Below are 18,648 nucleotides of genomic sequence, written 5' to 3'. Positions count from 1 at the left end.
CTCGAATTTATCGACTGTATTATTGTAAAATTAACCCTGGGCTTCATTAGAAACCTCAGCCCAATCCTCCCAAGTTTTTAAACGCTCGGAGTATGCCTGACGAATTTCAGGTAAGTTATACCGACCTAAGGATAAACGTAATGGAGGGTTATCGGTATCTACAATCTTAAATACCGCTTGTGGTGTTGCTTTAGGATCTCCTTGCACCAAACTAATAATCATTTGATCAAAAAATTCCTTTTTATATACATCATAAACCCGTGATCCTTCTGCAATATCCAAGGATTTATGACTTCCGAATTCAGTGGCATAAGCCCCAGGTTCGATAATTGTTACTTTAATACCAAATTGTTCAACTTCTTTAGCTAAGCTCTCATGAATAGCTTCAAATGCCCACTTTGAGGAACAATAATACCCGATTACTGGATATGCCAAATGGCCAAGACCACTCGATGTGCCTAAAATATGTCCATATCCCTGTTTACGTAATATGGGTAATGCAGCCTGAATTACTGAAACTGGACCTATTACATTTGTTTCATAAAGTTTTCGAATCGAATCTGCATCCACCTCTTCAATAGTTCCTACTAGAGAATACCCAGCATTGTTTAGAATAACATCCAATCTCCCAAAATGAGTATGAGCAGCTTCAATTGCTGATTTTACTTCGCCGGGTTTAGTAACGTCTAGTTTTAATGTTAATACACTATCGCCATACCTTTGATTCAAATCCGAAATACTTTGTGGATCCCTAGCAGTGGCAGCAACTTTGTCACCTCGTTGTAAAATGGCTTCCGTCCAAACACGTCCGAACCCTCTAGATGAACCTGTTATAAACCATATTTTTTCTTTGTTTTTACTTTTGTACTCCATCAATAAAAAGTTTAAATAATTACTATGGCACAAAGTTTAGAAACATGGAGTCTACTGTTGTAGTGTAAATGTGGCAGTTTGTAGTCTAAAAAAGGATTTGTGAAAAACAAGTGAATTTTTTTACCGAAGCATTCTCTATTGTTTACCCCCACCCTAGGTCGTATTTTTATTGCAATTATTATCGGATTTATGTTATGATAAGGCATAAATAAGTTCACTTCAGTACGCAACTGTTTGAAAAAGTGACATCTAGTTATTAAAAAACCTATTACTCTTGAAAAAAATACCAATTTTCATTTCAATAATTGGATTCATCTTTGGATGTTCCTCTAGTGACGAAGGAGGAATTGATTGCACCCTTTATGACCCTGCATTTCCATCATTGCACATAAGGATCGTGGATAGTGCAGGAACAAACCTAATAGACAATGGGGTTATTGATCCAAATAATATTAGTGTGGAAGGTGATTTTCCCAATGCACAGTTTCAAATCGTACCCGATTATGAATTTGTTTCCTCCGATCCTGATAATGGTGCGTTAAATTATTCATTAAGTGTAGTTATCCCTCGTAAAGCAACATTTAAATACACTATTAATTTGGCTGATATCAATACAACCTATTCTTTCGATTTTACCGCAAAACTAATGCATCTTCCTTGTGATATAAGCTTCTTTACACCTGTAAAAGGATCCTCTAATAACCAACAATTTAAATTGCTTGAAGTTCGGCCGCTTCAATTTGTTGGAGATCTCAAAATTCAAAACTATTAAGATAAATTACCTCGGGTAATAGGAATTAGTTCTAAATAATCAAAGAGATAGAAGGGTTCAACAAGTTCCTAAAATTAACGAGCTCTTCTTAGGCAGGGTGTATCCTTTTAAAAGTCTTCAACTTAATTATAAACAACAACCTAGTGCGATTTTAATTGTCACAATTACTAATGTCCATTTTTTATAATTATAAACAAACTGAGCAAAAACTTATCTGTAAACCTTGTTTAATCAAGGTAAATATTTTAGAACTACGGGAATAGATTAATTTTGAAAACTCGCCCCCCCTTAAATCTGTGTGTGAATGCGGGGCAGTTAATACTTGGCAAATATCAGTGGAGTGATTTCTGAGCCGAGTACACCCATATCCACTAATTTTAGAGACTTAACCATCTCTAAAGTCTGCTCCTTATAGTATTTAAAATGAGGCGTCAGCAAATGCTGTTCATAAGCTTTCTTGTTTACATAAATTTCTAAAATTCTAAATTGATTAGGTTTATCTTTTTGGTACATTGGCATAATTGCTATTACACCCGTCTCCAATTTTACGGAAGCTTCTGCTTCATATTTTAGAATTGCTTTATATTCTTCCAAACTTTCTGGGTACACTTCGATTTCAGATATTCGAAATATCATTTCCGATGTATTCGACTTCTCTATGCTTGGTTGTTGTTTATCCAGTGCTTGCCCTTTTGTTTCAAGAGAAATAAAACTTACTAATATGGCGATAAAGAGATGGTGGATTTTCATAAAACTACGGCTAAAGCCTATTATTAAGAAGGTGGAAGCAAAATACATAATCCTTTTATTGATAAATATCCTTTCTGAAAACATAACTTTGTGTTCAAGTCTATTCTTTACAGGTTATCTTGGAATGACACACATACCTTTGTTTAAGGTATCTTTTAATCAGAGCCCATGAGTAATTCACAAATATGAAATTACACATTTTTAATTGGACTCCAAAAGCCATTTTAAACCAATTTAATATAATTATATTTGGTAAATACGGCAGAGCAAAATTTGTTTTCTATATTCAAGTAAAAATCAAATAAATCAGTAGTATGGAAAAAGGTAGACCTAATGACCATTTGGCAAATGAAAGAACGTTTTTGGCATGGATGAGAACCAGTATTGGTATTATGGGATTTGGTTTTATCGTGGTTAAGTTTTCAATGTTCATCAAACATCTAACCTTGCTTATTGAAGGAAGTATAACACTTTCTGAGGTCAGTAACTCAGGAATAATTGGTGTTTTACTTGTTTTAATTGGCGTACTAACTGCAGTGATGGCCTTAATCAACTATAAAAGGATAAAAAAACAGCTTGAATCAGGAGATTACACTAGTTCCAATCCGCTAACAACCTTTCTTACTATTGGTATGGTCGTAATAAGTATAATACTTATTTGGTTTTTGTACCGCAGTATTTAGTGATATACCACTTAGGTTTAATCATGAATTGTAAATTGGAAAAATAGCGTATATCCCCTGTAGGGTCAATTAACCTGAAATTCATAACAAAAATCAAATTTTAAATTACCTACTTGTCTTTTATTCAGATATTTCCAAAAAGCTCAATAAAAATGTCGTAAAAACCTCAAATAAAAAAATATCATTTAGTTGTTTTATAAAAAAAGGATATTATCTTTGCACCGCTTTTAAGGTAAAGCAAATGACTATTTTTAGTCATTTAGTCAAAAGGTAATGGTCGCGTAGCTCAGTTGGATAGAGCATCTGCCTTCTAAGCAGACGGTCCCAGGTTCGAATCCTGGCGCGATCACAAAAAGCATATTTTAAGGCCTGCGGGTGTTTCTAATGAAACGCCTGCAGGCCTTAACTGCTTTGGGACTAACTCAAAAAAATCGTTTTTATGATAGCCAATGTTTTATACCAATTTGTACCAGAATTTGTCACAGAAAAAATGAGTGGTACAATTTCCATCAATATTAGAATCAGAAAAGACCATAAATCGAAGAATAAACTGAGTTCGATTTATCTTGATATTTATCAGAAGGATCAAAAAAGACATCGCATCCCATTAGGAGTAAGAATCCCTATAAAAGATTTTGACGCAAAAAAACAGCGGGTGAAACCGTCAAATAACTTCTCCAAGGATTACAATTTGATAATTGAAAAGAAGCTATCAGACATCAATAATATAATGGTGGTCTACAGGCTTCGGGGGGATAAACTTACCGTGGAAAAATTATATGAAGAATTATCTAGTCCAAGTTACAACATCGATTTTATCGAATTCTATCGGAAAAATTTAGAGCATCAAAAGGGATCCTCTATTAAAGAATCGACTTATAAGCAACAAAAGAGCTCATTAGAGAAAATTAAAAAGTTTAGAAGTAAAATATTATTCCATGAAATTGATAAGCAATTTTTTATTGAGTTTGTGAAGTTCCTAAAGGTAAAGCAAGGCAATACCAATTCGACTGTAGAAGCATGTACCAAAAATTTTAAGAAGTATCTAAAAATAGCCAATGACCAAGGCATTGAGACGCCATTAAAATATAGCGAAATCAAAAACAAGCGTTTCAATTCAAATCGCGTCTTCTTGGAAGAGCATGAAATACAGCAACTTTACAGATATTATTCAAACGAATTCATACCAGAGAGCTGGAAGCAAATATTACAGCGATTCTTATTTGCGTGTTTTACAGGATTACGAATTAGCGATATCCAACGATTAAAGACTGATAATTTTGTTGGTGACTACTTGGTTCTTACGATGCAAAAAACCGATAAAATTCACCGTATTAGGTTATCAGCAGCTGCGAAAAAGTTCAAACCACTGGATGGCACATTTTCTGGGAAATTTACAGATCAGTATATCAACCGATGTTTGAAAGGAATTTGTAAACAAGTAGGTATATCAAAAAAAATCACCTTTCATGTCTCAAGACATACTTTCGCTACTCAATTTTTAATCCAAGGGGGATCTGTAGTCAACCTCCAGAACCTATTGGGGCATTCAAAGATTAATGAGACCATGATCTATGTACATATAGTTGATAGCATTATGAACGAGGAAGTTTCGTTCATGGATAAAATTTTATTATAGAGTCTCAGATTCTATATCCAGCTCCCAATAGTCCTGTGAGATCCTGGTGCGCTTAATTTCTTTGATCATATGCAATTCATTATATCTGTAGGAGAATGTTTTCAAGGAGAATGGCTCTGAAATATGAGCTGTAATTGTATCCTCGAATGTGAAATTGTTAGTTCTTATCCCTATCCATACACTCCAGAACTCCTCATAAATGTCTTGAAGTGATAACGAGCTTCCTGATATGTTTTCAACACAAGGATTTCTACCAGACTTTAGTCCATCATAAAGGCACAAAAGTAAATCAGGTCTTTCTTCTGGATATGCTCCAGTAATGATGTTGTTGTTCTGCTCCACCAAAAGACTTTTAATTGGCATTTCAATTGCGATAACTTCTTTATTTTTTTGATCTATATCAGAAAAAATTTGACCTGTATTTGAAATCAGAATGCTACTGCTGTCTTCGTAGATGAGTTTATATATTTTGTTCTTGTTTGATTTTTTAATCCTATTAGGATCTTCCAAATGATCATGTTTATCTGGAATTATATTTAAAAGGGATTCTTCTAAAAAATTAACGTTCACCCATTCATCTTCAATAGTTATGTCTAGGTTAAGCCAGTTTTTAAGGTTATTCACAAAGTCACCGAATGTTAACTCTGGAAGGAACTGAGACAAACTGTAGCTTATAGGAAAAGTGTTTAACTGTCCACCTGATAGTTTATATTCAAAAGAGTTATACTCTTCAATCGAGTTCGTAAAATACCGTAGCGTTAATTTGATGTATATGCGATCACCTACGTTGCTATTATCAACATTAATAGTAACACTATCAGAAATGATTACGCGGTTTCCAGAAGTGGAAGATTTGTTGTAATAATACGTTTTCATTTCACTTACAGCATCTTCTTGATATACCTCCATTTTGAAATACTTCGTGTAAGCTGGGGGAAGATTAATTTTAAGATCTACTTTATACGACCCTTCTATTGTGGGTATATGAGACTTTTCATATACACCATATCGAACAGATGATTGTTGGTAATTGCTTGTAGGCGTTCTAAAAGAATCTTGGTCATAGGTACTCCCCTTAAAACTTTCAATGAATTTATCAGGTACATATAATGTTTTTTTTAATTTCTCGTTTTCAAAAACAGATCCCCGAACCTTCTTGCCTTCATTCTGGTATCCAAATCGCAAAATTTCCAATAGATATGGAAATGGACACATGACATTATAATTCTTTGCAATGTTCTGTCCCTCCTCATTCACTATTTCATTCACTACAAAATTGCTGCCATTGTAATTGTTCACCAAACCTAAAAAATGTTCATAATCTCCTTCGCCAGATATCTCTTTTCTAAATACTGTTGGCCAATTGTGCGTTACTTCTGGCCAAGCTTTAGTTAACATAGATTTTGCGTATGCATTAAAATCATGTTGGACAATTACTGGCCATGGAAGATCCTTTAAATTGACGTCATACACAGGTAGTGTTTCATCGCCATAATAAATGGTGATTTCGATAGTCTTTTTAGATATATCACCAAGGAGCAAGGTGGCTGAAAAATAACGATCATCCATATACAGGATCCCCTTGTCACTGCTTAAATAAGAAGTGACATTATCGATATCCGGGAGTCCTAATTTTTCAATAACTATATCATCAAAAGAAATATTTAGAGGTAAACTGTAGTTTTTCTTTAGATCGTTATTGAATCGGTTGCTCTGTTCAATAAACGTAATTTTATAACTACTAAGATCAATTCTATATTCTTTGGATTGAAAGTACACCATTATATTGAAGCTTTTTTAAATGAAAGTGCATATGATTTGTTAAATTCACGAGTTTGAAATCTTGAAAGTTTCTTGGTTGTACATACGACTTCAATCATCTCACCTTCAATCTCCAAGTATATTAATTTTGACCGAAGAATAGTCATTAACCAGTCTAACTCATCTTGACTGTATAAGTTTCCTGTATTTATGGAATATTCTTCAGGCTCTGAAATGTCAATGATTTTAGTATAATCTTGTCCCTCTCTATCAATAGTTGTTTCTTCAACCTCCCTTGGGTTCTCAATTTCAAAGTGGCCTGTAAAATCAAATGACTCTGGCATCTGCCATTCATTGAGCCAAATCAACCTTCTTCTAGTGTAGTCATTCGGTTTAATTTGCACATCAACTTCAATAGGTCCACATGAAATTTTGATTTTATCGCCAACATTAAGTGTGAAATCCGATAGATCAATAAAACATGTGAACAACGCACCAGTCAATCCAGATATTGGGAGGGAAGTTGTAACAGCTCCAGTGATATCTATTGAATCAGGAATGGAATCACTTTTAAACGAAAAAGAAATTAACCCATCTTTAATAGCTGCTATTTTATTGGGAATGTACGTAAGTCTACCTGGAGTTTTTGGTGTCCGACCATTTATGAATTGCACATTCGAAAAATCCGATCTTTTTGTAAGTGGAGATTGACCAATAATTTTATCATATACCGTAAAATCCATCTTTAATGGAGCAACTGGCACAAATACTCGGGTGTTCAATGTCGATAGAAAAGGATTAGGTCGAAGTAACCTGTTGGTTTCTAGCCCCATTTCTATGGTAGCTATATTTTCAACATATGGAGCTTTTTTGGAGTAAGGTCGGATTTGTCCAGAGGATGCTTCAGTTGTGAAATTAATTAGAACCTCTGAGTTATCCTGAGCATTGGTGACAACAAGATTATTTCTATCATCCGCATAATAAAAACCATTTGAAACTATTCCAGAAAATTCTGCCAACGTGATTCGTAATAAAACACTTACCGTTTTAACATTGGAATTAGTTTTTATCGTAATGGTTCCAGGGTAAGTTCCAATTGGAAGCGTCTCTGTATTTATAGTACTCGCAACAATAGACGTTATCCCTACCCCTCCAGACATTGCTGAATACGATAACCATCCAACATTATCAGTAAGCGTGAAAGATTCTGAACTATCTACTTTAATGGCTTTCTGCTTGGTAGGTGGCTCTTGGAAAATCTCAGATAAATCAAATGCTGAGGGAGTTATATTTAAATATTCTTCGGGTTCTATTTCTCCTCTTACTGGTAGAATAACCTGGACGGTCACCCTGTTTTTCCCATCATCAATTTCAATGGTTCCAGTATAATTTCCAGGGGTTAAATCAGTAACATCAACATTTACTTCTATTGATCCATTTTCAGAACCAGTTGTGGATCCTAAAATAATCCAACTTTCTCCTGTGTGTGCTGTCCAACTATTCTCAGATGTAATAGTTAAAAATTTTGCAGGAGGAACGATTTCTCCTATATTATAAACGTTAAACTCAAGTGGATTTGGTGTGACCTTTAAAACTACTGTCTCTTGAATTTCTAATGTCGCTGACACATAAACATAATAAAGCTTGCCAACCACACCCTTGTGTAGAAATGCAATTCGACCATTGTAATTCCCTTTAGCCTTCTGATTAGCTATAGACTCCTTGACCGTTATCTTAAAAGTAGCAGCTTTGATTTCTCCACTATATTTAGCAGGTGTTGTACCTGTCAACACAACGTTTAGCCAATCAGGCTTGGACTTCACCCATGGACCGTCCCCAAAATACGAATATTCTCCAGAGGTGTCTTGAGGAGTAATAACTACCGTGGCAGAAGGAGATACAGAATTCTTTTTATACGTTAACGTTGGTAAAGTTGATGGACTTGCTCCCATTATGAATTGATTTTAGCAGATTGTTTTGTTTTTTGAAGTTTATTATATTCTTTGTCAAACTTGTCAAGCTCTCTAGTGTTCCAGATATTTTTAGCATAAATACCCTCATCAACTAATCGGTTTACAGCATTGGCAAAAACATACATTGCTTCGGAATCTATTGATGAACTTGGAGATTGAGTGTTACTTGGTGTCCCGGTAAGTTTTTCTTGTCTTTTATTTTCTAAGTAATCTATCACCTGTGGGACTTCTGGATCATTTCTAATAAACCTCGGAATGGTATACTCACCTTCTTCTACCACTCCACGAACAAATCCACCAGAATTTTTACCTAATCCTAGGTTTCCGAAACCTGACTCACCACCTAATGCAAATGAAGGAACGTCAACGGTAGGAGGTTTAATTTCGCTTCCAATCCCAATCGCTCCTTTAATTGCACTAATAACCCCAGCCACCTGAGCTGCAAATCCTAAAAGCAACGGAATGTTCTGAGGGAATCCAACGCTCGCGGTGGCCGCAGTTCCAGCAGCAATATCTGAAGTTGATTTAGCCGTGTCTGCAATAACTTTATTCTTAATGATTCCTAACTGAAGTAGAGATTCTTTAGCGGCTAGAACTCCCTTATAAGCCAATAACGCCTGTCCTAAACGGCTCTCTCTTCCAACAAAATCTATACTGCTATTGATTAAATCCTCTTGGAATTTTTTCTTCTGTTGAAATTCTTTAGCCTGAGCTTTGTTCTTCTCTTCTAATCGTTTTTTCTCGGCTTCTTTTTCTTTTTCTAACCGTTCCTCTGCATACTTATCCCTGATTAATTGAATCTGCAATAGTTTTTCCTCCTCCAGCTCAGCTAAAAGTTCAGTTTCTCCAGCAGCATCTTCCCTTAGTTTTTCAAATTTTTCTTCGAGTCTTAAAATTTCTTCCTCCTCTTGACGCTGCTCCTTATCAAATTTCTTCAACTGCTCCTGTAGTTCACGTTCCTTTTCATATTCATCCAGAGACTCCTTTACTTTTTCCCGAATAGCTTTTTCTTTTTCTATTCGCCTTTGAGCTTCCTTATCAACTTTGTCTTCTGAATCATTTTCGCTACCACCACCTGTATTATTTCCTAATGGAGTAATTGTGTCTTGATCTTCTCTAACTGCATTTGCTTTGGCATTTCTTTGAGCATCCAAAGATGCCTGGGCAGCTACAGCTGATTGCTTTCTAATTTCTAAAAGTTCATCAACAACACCTTTTGCAGATTGCTTAGTTTCGTTAAATGCCTTCGAAAAGTTTTCCTTGAAATCTATTGCAGCTTCTTTTGCTCCTGAAAAATTAAAGTTCAATAAATTTTCCAAGACATCTCCTAGACCAGTGAAACTACCTATTACTGCTTTTGCATCTTCAACTATTTCTTTAAACCCTTGCCTAACTATTGTTGGAAATGACTTGAAGGTTGTAGTCATGGAAACTATGCTAACAACAATGAAGTCTTGTACTCCTTGAAAGGAATCTGTTATAAACGAAATTCCATCATAGAATAAGGTTTTTGTCCTTTTCCAGAATATTTCCAAATCCCTAGTAAAGGCTAAATAGTTATCCGATTTTAAAGCTTCATCCTGAGCTTTGGCAAGTTCTAAATTAGCTAGAGATAGTTCTTTAGTTGATTGTTCAAGGGGTGAAAGTTCTTCGTTCGCCTTACCAGCGGCAACGCCCATTGCTTCAAATAATTTAATAGCTCCTCCAGCATCTTCTCCAGCACCCCTAAATAAGTCTGCAGTAAGTTGTGCGTTTTGTTGAATGGTTAAGCCTTGGCGTTGTGCTTCTTTAGTGACTTCACTTAAAGCTTCTTTGGTTGTTATCTCACCTTTGGTGACTCTAGATAGCAACTCTTCTGTAAATGGAGCTCCAAATGCATTTAATAATGCATCTTTAGTAGCAGTAGTTTGTTCTCTTATTGATAAATCAAACTCCTTTAAGGCATCTGGTAATTTATCATCATAAATACCTAAATCATAACCTGCTTCAACAATGTTTTTAAATTCTTGAGCAGAGAATCCTGCTTGGGCAAAGAATGTTGGATATTCTTTTAAGCTTCTAAAATACTCATCATTTTGCCCCTGACCTTTTATTAATCCATCTTCAATCGTATCGAACGCCTCATTGAATCCTATTCCAAATTGCTCTACTAATACCTTGGCGGTACGAATGTTTTCTTCAAAGCTAGTACCTTCAAATGTTTCTGCAAGGGCTTGAGCTCTGAGTCTGGCATCATCTGCAACCTGGCCTGTTAAGCCAGTTATTTGTTCGGTGGCAATAATTGCTTTTGAGGCTGCTTCATTGTAGGCAACCCATTCTCTAGCAGCAATAGCAACTCCAGTAAGTACGGCAATGGCAGCTCCAACAGGAGTCGCAATAAAACTCCACGCTGCTTTGGTTGCTCCTTTTATTCCACCCGAAATTCCTTCAAACCCTTCCTTTACTGATTGAAAGTCTCCATTGCGTATGCCATTAAAGATATTTGAAAGACTTTGTCCATAATCTTCCAACGATTCTGTGCTTTCCTTTACTTCTTTGTCCGTCTTCTTGGTGGCATCCAAAAATTCTAATTGCTCCTTTTTCGCATAGTCAAGTTCCTTTCCTAATCGATCTACCTGCTTTGCAGCTGCCTTCCACTCATCACTCCCAATCGGAGCACGGTTCATTTGAGCTTTAGCTTTTACATATTCTTTTCTCAAATTAGTAAGGGTGCGTTCGACCTCCTTCCCATTGACGTATATATGAAGTCTTCTAGTTATTGCTTTGTCTGCCATTTGTTACAGAAATTATATTGGTAATGTTAGTTTCAACTTCCTCCCCTCGTAATTCGGCTACCTCAGTAGCCAATGTCTCCAAGGCATTCGTTTTATCAAATAAATTATCAAAGTGACCATAGGCCTTTAAATTCATAGCAACTCTATTTTTTTTTATGCCTTCAAAACCATAGTGTTGTATGAATGTTGCTTTCGTGGCTCGAATAACAATAGCATCCAACGCATCATATTTCATGCGAACACCAGTTCCAACTTTCTTGACCATCTCCCCAGTTTGAGAAACGATAGAGGCTTTTAAGACTTTTCGTAAATCATTACGTAAAGTTCTGGAGGCTTTTTGACCTGCCTTTTTTTCTAATTCCGTAAGATTCCTGTTGTTTTCTCCTAGTCTCATTACTCTGCCATATTTACTGCAATTTGCAAGTGATCTAGGGTATAAAAAAGGACATAAAAAAACCACGCCTAAAGAGACGTGGGTAAAACCAATAAGCAATCAACTATGGTTTTATTATGGGCATCGGGAGTCTAAGTCTGTCCAATCCTCTGGATCTATCAGCATATCAATTTTACTGTTGGATAATTTAATCTCAAAACGATAACCATATAACCTATCCGTGAAAATTGGTCCCACTTTGTGATACTGCGTATCGCTTAGATGAAATAGATTGAATACCAAGGAATTTTGAATTCGAGAATCGTAACGCATCCTGGACAAAAACTTTTTTCCTATACGTTCGCAATTATCAAGTTTTATATCTTCATCTGAGTAATCTCCCTGGACAGGTTTATCTAGAATTGAAAAAGCAAAGAGTTTGTTATCTAAAGAGTTATTACTTCTAGATCCACTAAAGTCACCTTCTGGACTTTCTAAGGCTATGCATGGGTAATCAATATTCGATCGGATGCTACCTTGTATTTCAGAGATATTAAATCTGTAAAAAGATTTTGTAGAAGTATTATTATCATGAAGACCCTTCATGTAATCTACGATCTGTTTGTGTGTTATATTCATTTTCTTGGTCGCTTTTTGATTTCAATGAGTTCACGCTCGTAAATTGAGAAGAACTCATTTACTAAGAGATTCTGCACTTTTTCTAACTTACTGGGATCAAACTCAATCTTAGCCGAGATCAACTCCCCAAATGGAACATACTTTGGCTTAAAATTGGTCTTAACCTTGGATTTAGATTTCGGAAAAATGTTAGGATATATCGAAACAATGTAATTACGACAGCCTTCAAATATAGTTGCAATGGCCAATCTTTTTTTAAGGGATACTTTTTGCCACTGATCTGCATTCTTCTCAGCTAGTATTTTGGAGAAGGGTTTGCGCACATCTATATCAGTAGGTATTTCCGATTTAGGTCTGTATAAAATGGAACATAATAAGCTTAACAACACTTCGTTATTTGTCTCCTTCCATTGGTAATAAACTGAATCCGCAAACGCAAATTCTCCAATGGTGCAATTTTTAAGTCTAAAATGAGGTGCGTAATACCGTTTACCTGAGATGATGTAGTAGGGGATAAATTTTGTTCGGTTATTAGAATTAAAAATGAATTTACAGTAATTCGCATATTCACGAATAGGTATCCTTTTTATCGCGTAATAAGTCTTTAATGGACCATTGACTTTGAGCAGCTCTTTAACTATTCGGTAATATAATTTAGTGTTGGCTTCAAGGTGTTTGGATCCGTCTTCAAGATCTTTAACTTGCAAATAATTATGGTGAATATGCAAGCTGATGTTCTCCAGCTGTTTTCTAGAGAGATCATTCCAAGAAGTAGCTAATTTAATATTTAACCTCATTACATCTTATTTTAAGGCAAGATGGCAGCTATGTCATGAGAAAAAAAGGACATAAAATTTTTTTATGAAGGAGATTAAATATATTTGACAACAAGCTTATTTATAATAATCTAAAATTAAACTGTAAAATGAATCCTGAAAACAAACTAGATCATGTGTTAAAATACTTATATGATCAATATCAAAAAGAAAATTTAACGCATGATCATTGTAAAGATATTTGTAAACTAGCACAACTTAATGTAAACCAATCAGAATCCTATATTATATTATCAAAACTCCAACATGACGGTTATGTTGACACATTAAGCCAGAATAAATGGCTATTTAGAATAAATTATAATGGCATATTGTTCCATCGTTATGGAGGGTACAAACAAAAACTAAAGGATGTAAAAAGAGACCGATTCAAAAAAGATATTTACAACTGGATGATAGCCATAGGAACCTCTTTAGCTGGATTATACGCTCTTTGGCAATTTTGGTTAGAGATAGTTAAAACTTAATTCCAGTTCCTACATAGATATATCCATCTGTATCGATAGAAAGCGAATACAGATGCTTTTTCCGGTCTTGATACATAAGCCCTGCCTTTGCTCTTAACCCATCCAATTTGGTATTGGTTCCGAATTCTGGTACCAAGTACAAATTACCTTTTGGCCTTGGTAATGGAACGGTATCAATCACTTCTCGATTAAATATAGTAAGGTCAACTGATTGCTTCAGTAGATCACCCCTAGTCTTACTGTATACTTCTATTTTCGAAAGACTATCCTCAAATACTTGGTTATATTCTCGAATGGCCACAGCGTCTTTATATAAGTCAATCTTTTGGGTGCTATCGGCATATATGAACCGGTCCACATACACGGTGTCCACTATATGGAACTTAACAGGCTTTTCAACTTCAATCGTATCGAATTTAGTGATTACCTCTGGAACCATCACCGATCGAATGATCGTTTCTTTTTTTGGCTTTCGATTACATTCGTTGAAAAGGAGCATGCCCAGAACTAGGCATGCTACATAAGGTAATATTTTTATTAGTAGTTTCATTGCGCATAAATTTTATAAGCCTTCATTAACTTTTCATCATATCTGTTTTGCGCATATGCAGAACCATTATAGCCACGTGCAAAACCTTTCCAGTCTTTGCTTTTTAATTCATCATCTAATCCTGTTGATTTGATAAAACCAACAAAAGCCTCCAGATGTTTTCTTTCTGAGGTATCCATGGCCACCATGAATTCGAATACGTCATTAAATCCTGCACGCTTATAATTGAAACCCATTATTTGGAATTTTCCCCATGAAGCAGATTTTATGGCTGCAATGGGATCCAATTCAAAAGCCCGCCTGAAACGATCATATTCCTGGTAACCGTCACCGTAATATTTACGGGTCCATTTCGAATAGGAAATATCTTTATAGATTTCTCGCTTTGAATATTTACCAGCAGTTTCACCATGAAAAATATGCCCCTCGAAAAGTATTTTAGGAGATCCGTCAGATAGGAATCCAGTCTTTGCTGATTCAATATTAGCTACAGCTTTTATTACGGCCAGTTCACAGCCTAATACATTTGCAGCCCATTTATAATCATTCTCTGTCAGTGTCGGCTTCATCGCTTAAATTTAGATTTCAAATAGTCTCGTAATTTCAAAACAGCAGGCTTGAGGAACACCCATGCAATACCTGAAGCTATTGGAATGATGAATTTTAATATTACGTCTACTGGGCTTACCATAGCTCCAGCTATTGAAGTCAGTAGGATCTTGAGTTCTGTGGGTTCGATATGGCTCATTCTATAATTCATTATTATTTATTAGACATTCTATCTACTAATTTTGAAAATCCATTGGATATCGCATCTACAATTCTATTGTAGAAAGCTGCACCCAAGGCTAGAAAAAAACCCACAATAAGGAGCCACCAGTACACTTCATTCTCGGGTTCTTTGTCCGTGAGTAGGAAGGCCCACATTACACCGTTATAAACAGAGGCGATCATGCAAATCACTCCAATCATCATTGCAATAGTTTTTATCAATACATTTCGTATGTCTAGGAAGTTTTTCATGAAAATTATTGATTATTAATTAATGAATCGATTATTCTCCTTTGTGCTGTAACTTCATATACAAGTAAGTCGATGTATAAAACTTGATGATATCCAGCATCATCGGTTAAAACAAAATGTTTTGTTACGGAATCCTGGAGCAGTTCTTGGGCGATAAATCCTGTCCTGATTTGGTCGTTATTGAGCATGTGGAATTGACGAACTTTTAGATTCAATAAATTAGGAACAAAAGTAGAATCGATATTTTCTTTATTCCGTTCGTCTGAAATCATTGCACCATTGAAAGGCTCTTTATCCTTGTTTAAAATCTGTACAGCCGTGTACATTAAATACATCCCCAAAGCTGCAATTATTAGTCTTGTTATTACAAAAAAATTCTTTTTCATTTTAAAATTTTATTTTCATTTTAATTTGGCAAATCTGAAACTTTGACCGTGAATGGTATTAATACCATACTATATCCGCTAGTACTATTAACTCTCATTCGTATCGTGAAACTTTGTCTAAAGTCTAAACTAGTAGGTGGATTTATAGTAAACCCCTGTGTTATAGAACCGTTAGCGTCTGAACCTGTAACAATTCCTTTCCCAAAGAAATATCCTGCCGACATTCTAGAAGTTAACGTAGCTTTGAAGTGTCCAAAAGCACCTCCACCTGTGGTTGAAAGATCGAAACTCATAGGGTCGCTGTTGTAAACTGTTCCAGCTTGTGAAAACGTAATGAAAACTGACAAGGTCTTATCTTGGGTAATATTAGACATTTCCATTATACCCTCAATATCTAATATACCTCTTCCGCTCTGTTGAAAAGTCCCTGCTGGAACGGTTAAAACATATTGAACGCCTCCCTTTTCCATATATACGCCGTCATCAACTGTTAAGGCTGATGAGATAGCTTCAATGGCTCTAACAACGCCTGTTTGTTGAGTGGATAATGGAACTACTTGTTGCCTAGTAACAAACTCGTTGGCATTAAGTGCATCAGCTCCACTTACACGTCCTCCGAATGACCCCGAGCCACTTGCTGTTATTGTGCCTGTGGCTATAACGTCTCCATTGTAAGTTAATCTCCCATTATCTGTTAGGGATAGATTCTTCCCTGAAATATCATTCAGTATAATAAGATCAGAATTAGTACCTGAACCGAAACCTACATAACCCTGTCTTGTTGTTCCGTTACTCTCATAGAAAGAAACATAAGACACATTCGAGTCGCCTGTACCGATACCGTTCATTCTAAGTGAATTCGCTCCATTAGTTGTTATAAACCCACCAGCAGTTAGGTTGTTAGCTACACTAACGCTGCCGTTAGTGCCTATTACTGTCTGACCTACAGTAGAACTCCAGCCTGCAGGGCGCAAGAATATTGCTCCATTATCACCCGATAATACTGTCTCAGATGAATTATTATAAAGTATAGAATTTCCGTTAGGATTAGTAATTCTAGCGTTACCAGAATTCAATTTGATACTACCAGTCATTGTTCCTCCAGATGTGTTTAGGTATCCAGCACTCGCATGATTTCCCCATCCATAAGCCTGATAACCTTGATTCCAATTATTTGAATTACCTCCTGGAGCTGTTATGATTCCTGTAGATAAAAGAGAGCCATGAATGTTAACTGCCTTATTCGCATTTCCAGTACCAAGAATTATATTTCCTCCTAGTCCTGCTCCGCCGTAATTAATACCTTCTAATGTCATATAAGCACCTGCGGCTAAAGCCCAAGTAGAGCCTCCTCCTATAAGAACTCTACCACTATCATTATTGCTCAGTATGCCCTTGTTGCCACTACCTGTAAGCGTAACCCCTGTATTCCCAAATGTACCTAATCCAGAAGCATTCAAGTTATTAGCTAAGTTAAGATTTCCGTCTGTTGTTAGAACCCCTATTTCTGTATTTGAGCTGTTCAGGAATCTGAATGCTTGATTTGTTCCCGATAGCTTAAAATTGATGCCGTTAGCTGACGATGTTCCTCCAAAATATATTCTTTCATTACCTTGATTGTCGGTAACCCATGCGCCTGTGGCTGGGGTTAAGGTTAAGGTTCTATTAGCTGATAAGTCACCACCGCCTGAAAGATGCGATCCTGCGGTTATAGTCCTGTTAGATGGAACCCCATCTAATGTTGATAAACTTAGGTTCCCGTTGTGATATACTGTCCTTGTAGCCGATCCTGTGTAATATTGAAGTCCATCCTCGCTACCTATTTGAGATACAATTAATGTGTTACCTCCTATATCATTATTGATTCTTAACGAGGAATCGCCGCTACTTCCAAATCCTACATAGCCTTGTCTATTGCCTTCGGAATCATAGAAAGAATTGTACGCCACATTTGTTGTACCTGTTCCAGCTCCAAAGTTCCTGAAACTATTTCCTGCTCCCCGAACGGTTAACACCCCATCGAAAGTATCTGTTGTATTCAACAAGTATTTATCATCACTTTCGCTTTTTGTATATGCACTGTTACCTTGCATTACTGTTCCCGAACTTGTACCGAAATTCTTATTGAAAGCTGTATTCTTAGAAAAGCTTACCTCTCTATTATTAATCTGCCCTTGAAGCCTGCCTAGAGCTTGAATGAAGCTGTTTGTGCTCGTGATAGGTGTATTGGAAATACTTAATCCGTCGAGTGTTGTACCCCTCACACGCCCCTCTGTGAAGTATAGGTTCCCATTTTCCGTCACCTCGCTAGTGTTGTAATCTCCTACTTGTGAAGTCACCGCTCCATCTCGACCCTCGAAAGAAGTCACCGCTCCGCCACCCCCCGCTCCTGGGGTTGACGTAATAGTTACCGTGTTGGTAGCGTCATTGAAACTCACCGATGTATCTCCGCTCCCTACAAAATTAAGTTCAGGTGTACTGCTATCTACTACAAATTGAGAAGCACCTCCACCATTACCAACATCAAAACTAAACGCTCCAACACTAACCTTACTAACCTCTCCCGTTGTTGGATTCACTACGAGTTGATCGTATGTGTCAAGTCCAACAGGCAAGTCTGGTAACATTAACCCTCCGAGCGTTAACTCATTAACCCCATTGTTATCGTCTATATCACGCCTTAGGTATCTTTCATCCGTAGCAGTTATAGTAGTGTAATTAGCGTCATTGTTTAATTCACTAACATTTTCTCCTGGTTGCAAAGAATTATTCCAAGAATCTATATTACCTGCTGTGATATTTTTTACATTGTTGGGAACTGTAGGATCTGTTTCAGATTGCAAGTATCTACCGTCTGCCATCGCATTATTTAAATAACCTGCATCATTATTGAAGCCGCTTATATTTACAGATCCCTGATTTCCTGTAATGGTTTCCCAAGTAACATTTGGGGAAAGCTCTAAAAGGTCACCAACAGGTAGGTAATAATTTAATAGGCCTTGATCGTCTATTAATGGAATCCGAGTTTGTACACTTACAGTATCTCCTTCATTACTAGCGTTTGGATATTTTGTGCCTTCGGGCTGCCATGATTGACCGAAGATATTAAAAGTACAGAAAATCAAGATCGCGGTTAAAATTTGTTTCAT

18 protein-coding genes and 1 tRNA gene are annotated in these 18,648 nt (G+C 36.2%); 6 read left to right on the top strand and 13 right to left on the bottom strand.

Features of this window, described 5'->3' with window-relative positions:
• Positions 1–30: 30 nt before the first annotated feature.
• Positions 31–873 carry an SDR family NAD(P)-dependent oxidoreductase gene (locus I215_RS02010; protein ID WP_008990276.1) on the bottom strand — a complete coding sequence of 281 codons (843 nt, stop codon included), beginning with the start codon at positions 871–873 and terminating at the stop codon, positions 31–33.
• Between the two features lie 274 nt (positions 874–1,147).
• Between I215_RS02010 and I215_RS02005 the strand changes: the two genes are divergently transcribed.
• Positions 1,148–1,645, top strand: coding sequence for a hypothetical protein (locus tag I215_RS02005; protein WP_008990275.1), 498 nt, complete (start codon positions 1,148–1,150; stop codon positions 1,643–1,645).
• A gap of 315 nt (positions 1,646–1,960) precedes the next feature.
• Here I215_RS02005 and I215_RS16455 read toward each other — a convergent pair whose 3' ends face one another.
• Positions 1,961–2,479: a putative quinol monooxygenase gene (locus tag I215_RS16455; protein ID WP_237738912.1), complete on the bottom strand. Its 519-nt coding sequence runs from the start codon at positions 2,477–2,479 to the stop codon at positions 1,961–1,963.
• A gap of 230 nt (positions 2,480–2,709) precedes the next feature.
• Between I215_RS16455 and I215_RS01995 the strand changes: the two genes are divergently transcribed.
• From I215_RS01995 to I215_RS01985, 3 genes are all read left to right on the top strand, one after another.
• Positions 2,710–3,078, top strand: a complete 369-nt coding sequence (locus I215_RS01995; protein WP_008990273.1) for a YidH family protein — start codon at positions 2,710–2,712, stop codon at positions 3,076–3,078.
• A gap of 275 nt (positions 3,079–3,353) precedes the next feature.
• Positions 3,354–3,427: transfer RNA gene (locus tag I215_RS01990), tRNA-Arg, on the top strand.
• Positions 3,428–3,517: 90 nt separating this feature from the next.
• Positions 3,518–4,717: a site-specific integrase gene (locus tag I215_RS01985; RefSeq protein ID WP_008990272.1), complete on the top strand. Its 1,200-nt coding sequence runs from the start codon at positions 3,518–3,520 to the stop codon at positions 4,715–4,717.
• On the opposite strand, the gene I215_RS01980 is transcribed toward I215_RS01985, so the two are convergent.
• From I215_RS01980 to I215_RS01955, 6 genes are all read right to left on the bottom strand, one after another.
• Entirely contained in the window at positions 4,712–6,499 is a 1,788-nt protein-coding gene (locus I215_RS01980; RefSeq protein WP_008990271.1) for a hypothetical protein, read from the bottom strand. The genes I215_RS01985 and I215_RS01980 overlap by 6 nt on opposite strands.
• Entirely contained in the window at positions 6,499–8,430 is a 1,932-nt protein-coding gene (locus I215_RS01975; protein ID WP_008990270.1) for a BACON domain-containing protein, read from the bottom strand. The genes I215_RS01980 and I215_RS01975 overlap by 1 nt, the downstream gene beginning before the upstream one ends.
• Positions 8,430–11,225, bottom strand: coding sequence for a phage tail tape measure protein (locus I215_RS01970; protein ID WP_008990269.1), 2,796 nt, complete (start codon positions 11,223–11,225; stop codon positions 8,430–8,432). Before I215_RS01970 ends, I215_RS01975 begins: the two co-directional genes overlap by 1 nt.
• Positions 11,203–11,619 (bottom strand): hypothetical protein, encoded by a 417-nt coding sequence (locus tag I215_RS01965; protein WP_008990268.1) that lies wholly within the window; start codon positions 11,617–11,619, stop codon positions 11,203–11,205. Before I215_RS01965 ends, I215_RS01970 begins: the two co-directional genes overlap by 23 nt.
• Before the next feature lie 114 nt (positions 11,620–11,733).
• The gene (locus I215_RS01960) at positions 11,734–12,237 is read right to left on the bottom strand and encodes a hypothetical protein (RefSeq protein WP_008990267.1); all 504 of its coding nucleotides are present in this window, start codon (positions 12,235–12,237) and stop codon (positions 11,734–11,736) included.
• Complete coding sequence (locus I215_RS01955; RefSeq protein WP_008990266.1) at positions 12,234–13,034, bottom strand: hypothetical protein; 801 nt, start codon at positions 13,032–13,034, stop codon at positions 12,234–12,236. The genes I215_RS01960 and I215_RS01955 overlap by 4 nt, the downstream gene beginning before the upstream one ends.
• 128 nt (positions 13,035–13,162) lie before the next feature.
• On the opposite strand from I215_RS01955, the gene I215_RS01950 reads away from it, so the two are divergent.
• The gene (locus tag I215_RS01950; RefSeq protein ID WP_008990265.1) at positions 13,163–13,540 is read left to right on the top strand and encodes a hypothetical protein; all 378 of its coding nucleotides are present in this window, start codon (positions 13,163–13,165) and stop codon (positions 13,538–13,540) included.
• Here the strand turns inward: I215_RS01950 and I215_RS01945 are convergent.
• Complete coding sequence (locus I215_RS01945; protein WP_008990264.1) at positions 13,530–14,090, bottom strand: hypothetical protein; 561 nt, start codon at positions 14,088–14,090, stop codon at positions 13,530–13,532. The genes I215_RS01950 and I215_RS01945 overlap by 11 nt on opposite strands.
• Complete coding sequence (locus I215_RS01940) at positions 14,087–14,659, bottom strand: N-acetylmuramidase family protein (RefSeq protein WP_008990263.1); 573 nt, start codon at positions 14,657–14,659, stop codon at positions 14,087–14,089. The genes I215_RS01945 and I215_RS01940 overlap by 4 nt, the downstream gene beginning before the upstream one ends.
• 48 nt (positions 14,660–14,707) lie before the next feature.
• Here I215_RS01940 and I215_RS16080 point away from each other — a divergent pair, with 48 nt between their 5' ends.
• Complete coding sequence (locus tag I215_RS16080) at positions 14,708–14,845, top strand: hypothetical protein (protein WP_156800174.1); 138 nt, start codon at positions 14,708–14,710, stop codon at positions 14,843–14,845.
• Between the two features lie 7 nt (positions 14,846–14,852).
• Here I215_RS16080 and I215_RS01930 read toward each other — a convergent pair whose 3' ends face one another.
• From I215_RS01930 to I215_RS01920, 3 genes are read right to left on the bottom strand one after another with little or no spacing between them, the layout of a single operon-like run.
• Entirely contained in the window at positions 14,853–15,113 is a 261-nt protein-coding gene (locus I215_RS01930; RefSeq protein WP_008990261.1) for a hypothetical protein, read from the bottom strand.
• 5 nt (positions 15,114–15,118) lie between these two features.
• On the bottom strand, positions 15,119–15,499 hold the full coding sequence (locus tag I215_RS01925; protein ID WP_008990260.1) for a tail fiber domain-containing protein: 381 nt from the start codon (positions 15,497–15,499) through the stop codon (positions 15,119–15,121).
• 20 nt (positions 15,500–15,519) lie between these two features.
• Positions 15,520–18,648, bottom strand: coding sequence for a beta strand repeat-containing protein (locus I215_RS01920; protein ID WP_008990259.1), 3,129 nt, complete (start codon positions 18,646–18,648; stop codon positions 15,520–15,522).

It is taken from the genome of Galbibacter marinus, from assembly GCF_000300875.1.
Lineage (GTDB): Bacteria > Bacteroidota > Bacteroidia > Flavobacteriales > Flavobacteriaceae > Galbibacter > Galbibacter marinus.
The sequence above is the reverse complement of the archived record's forward strand: the minus strand, read 5'-3'. Positions and strand labels throughout refer to the sequence as shown.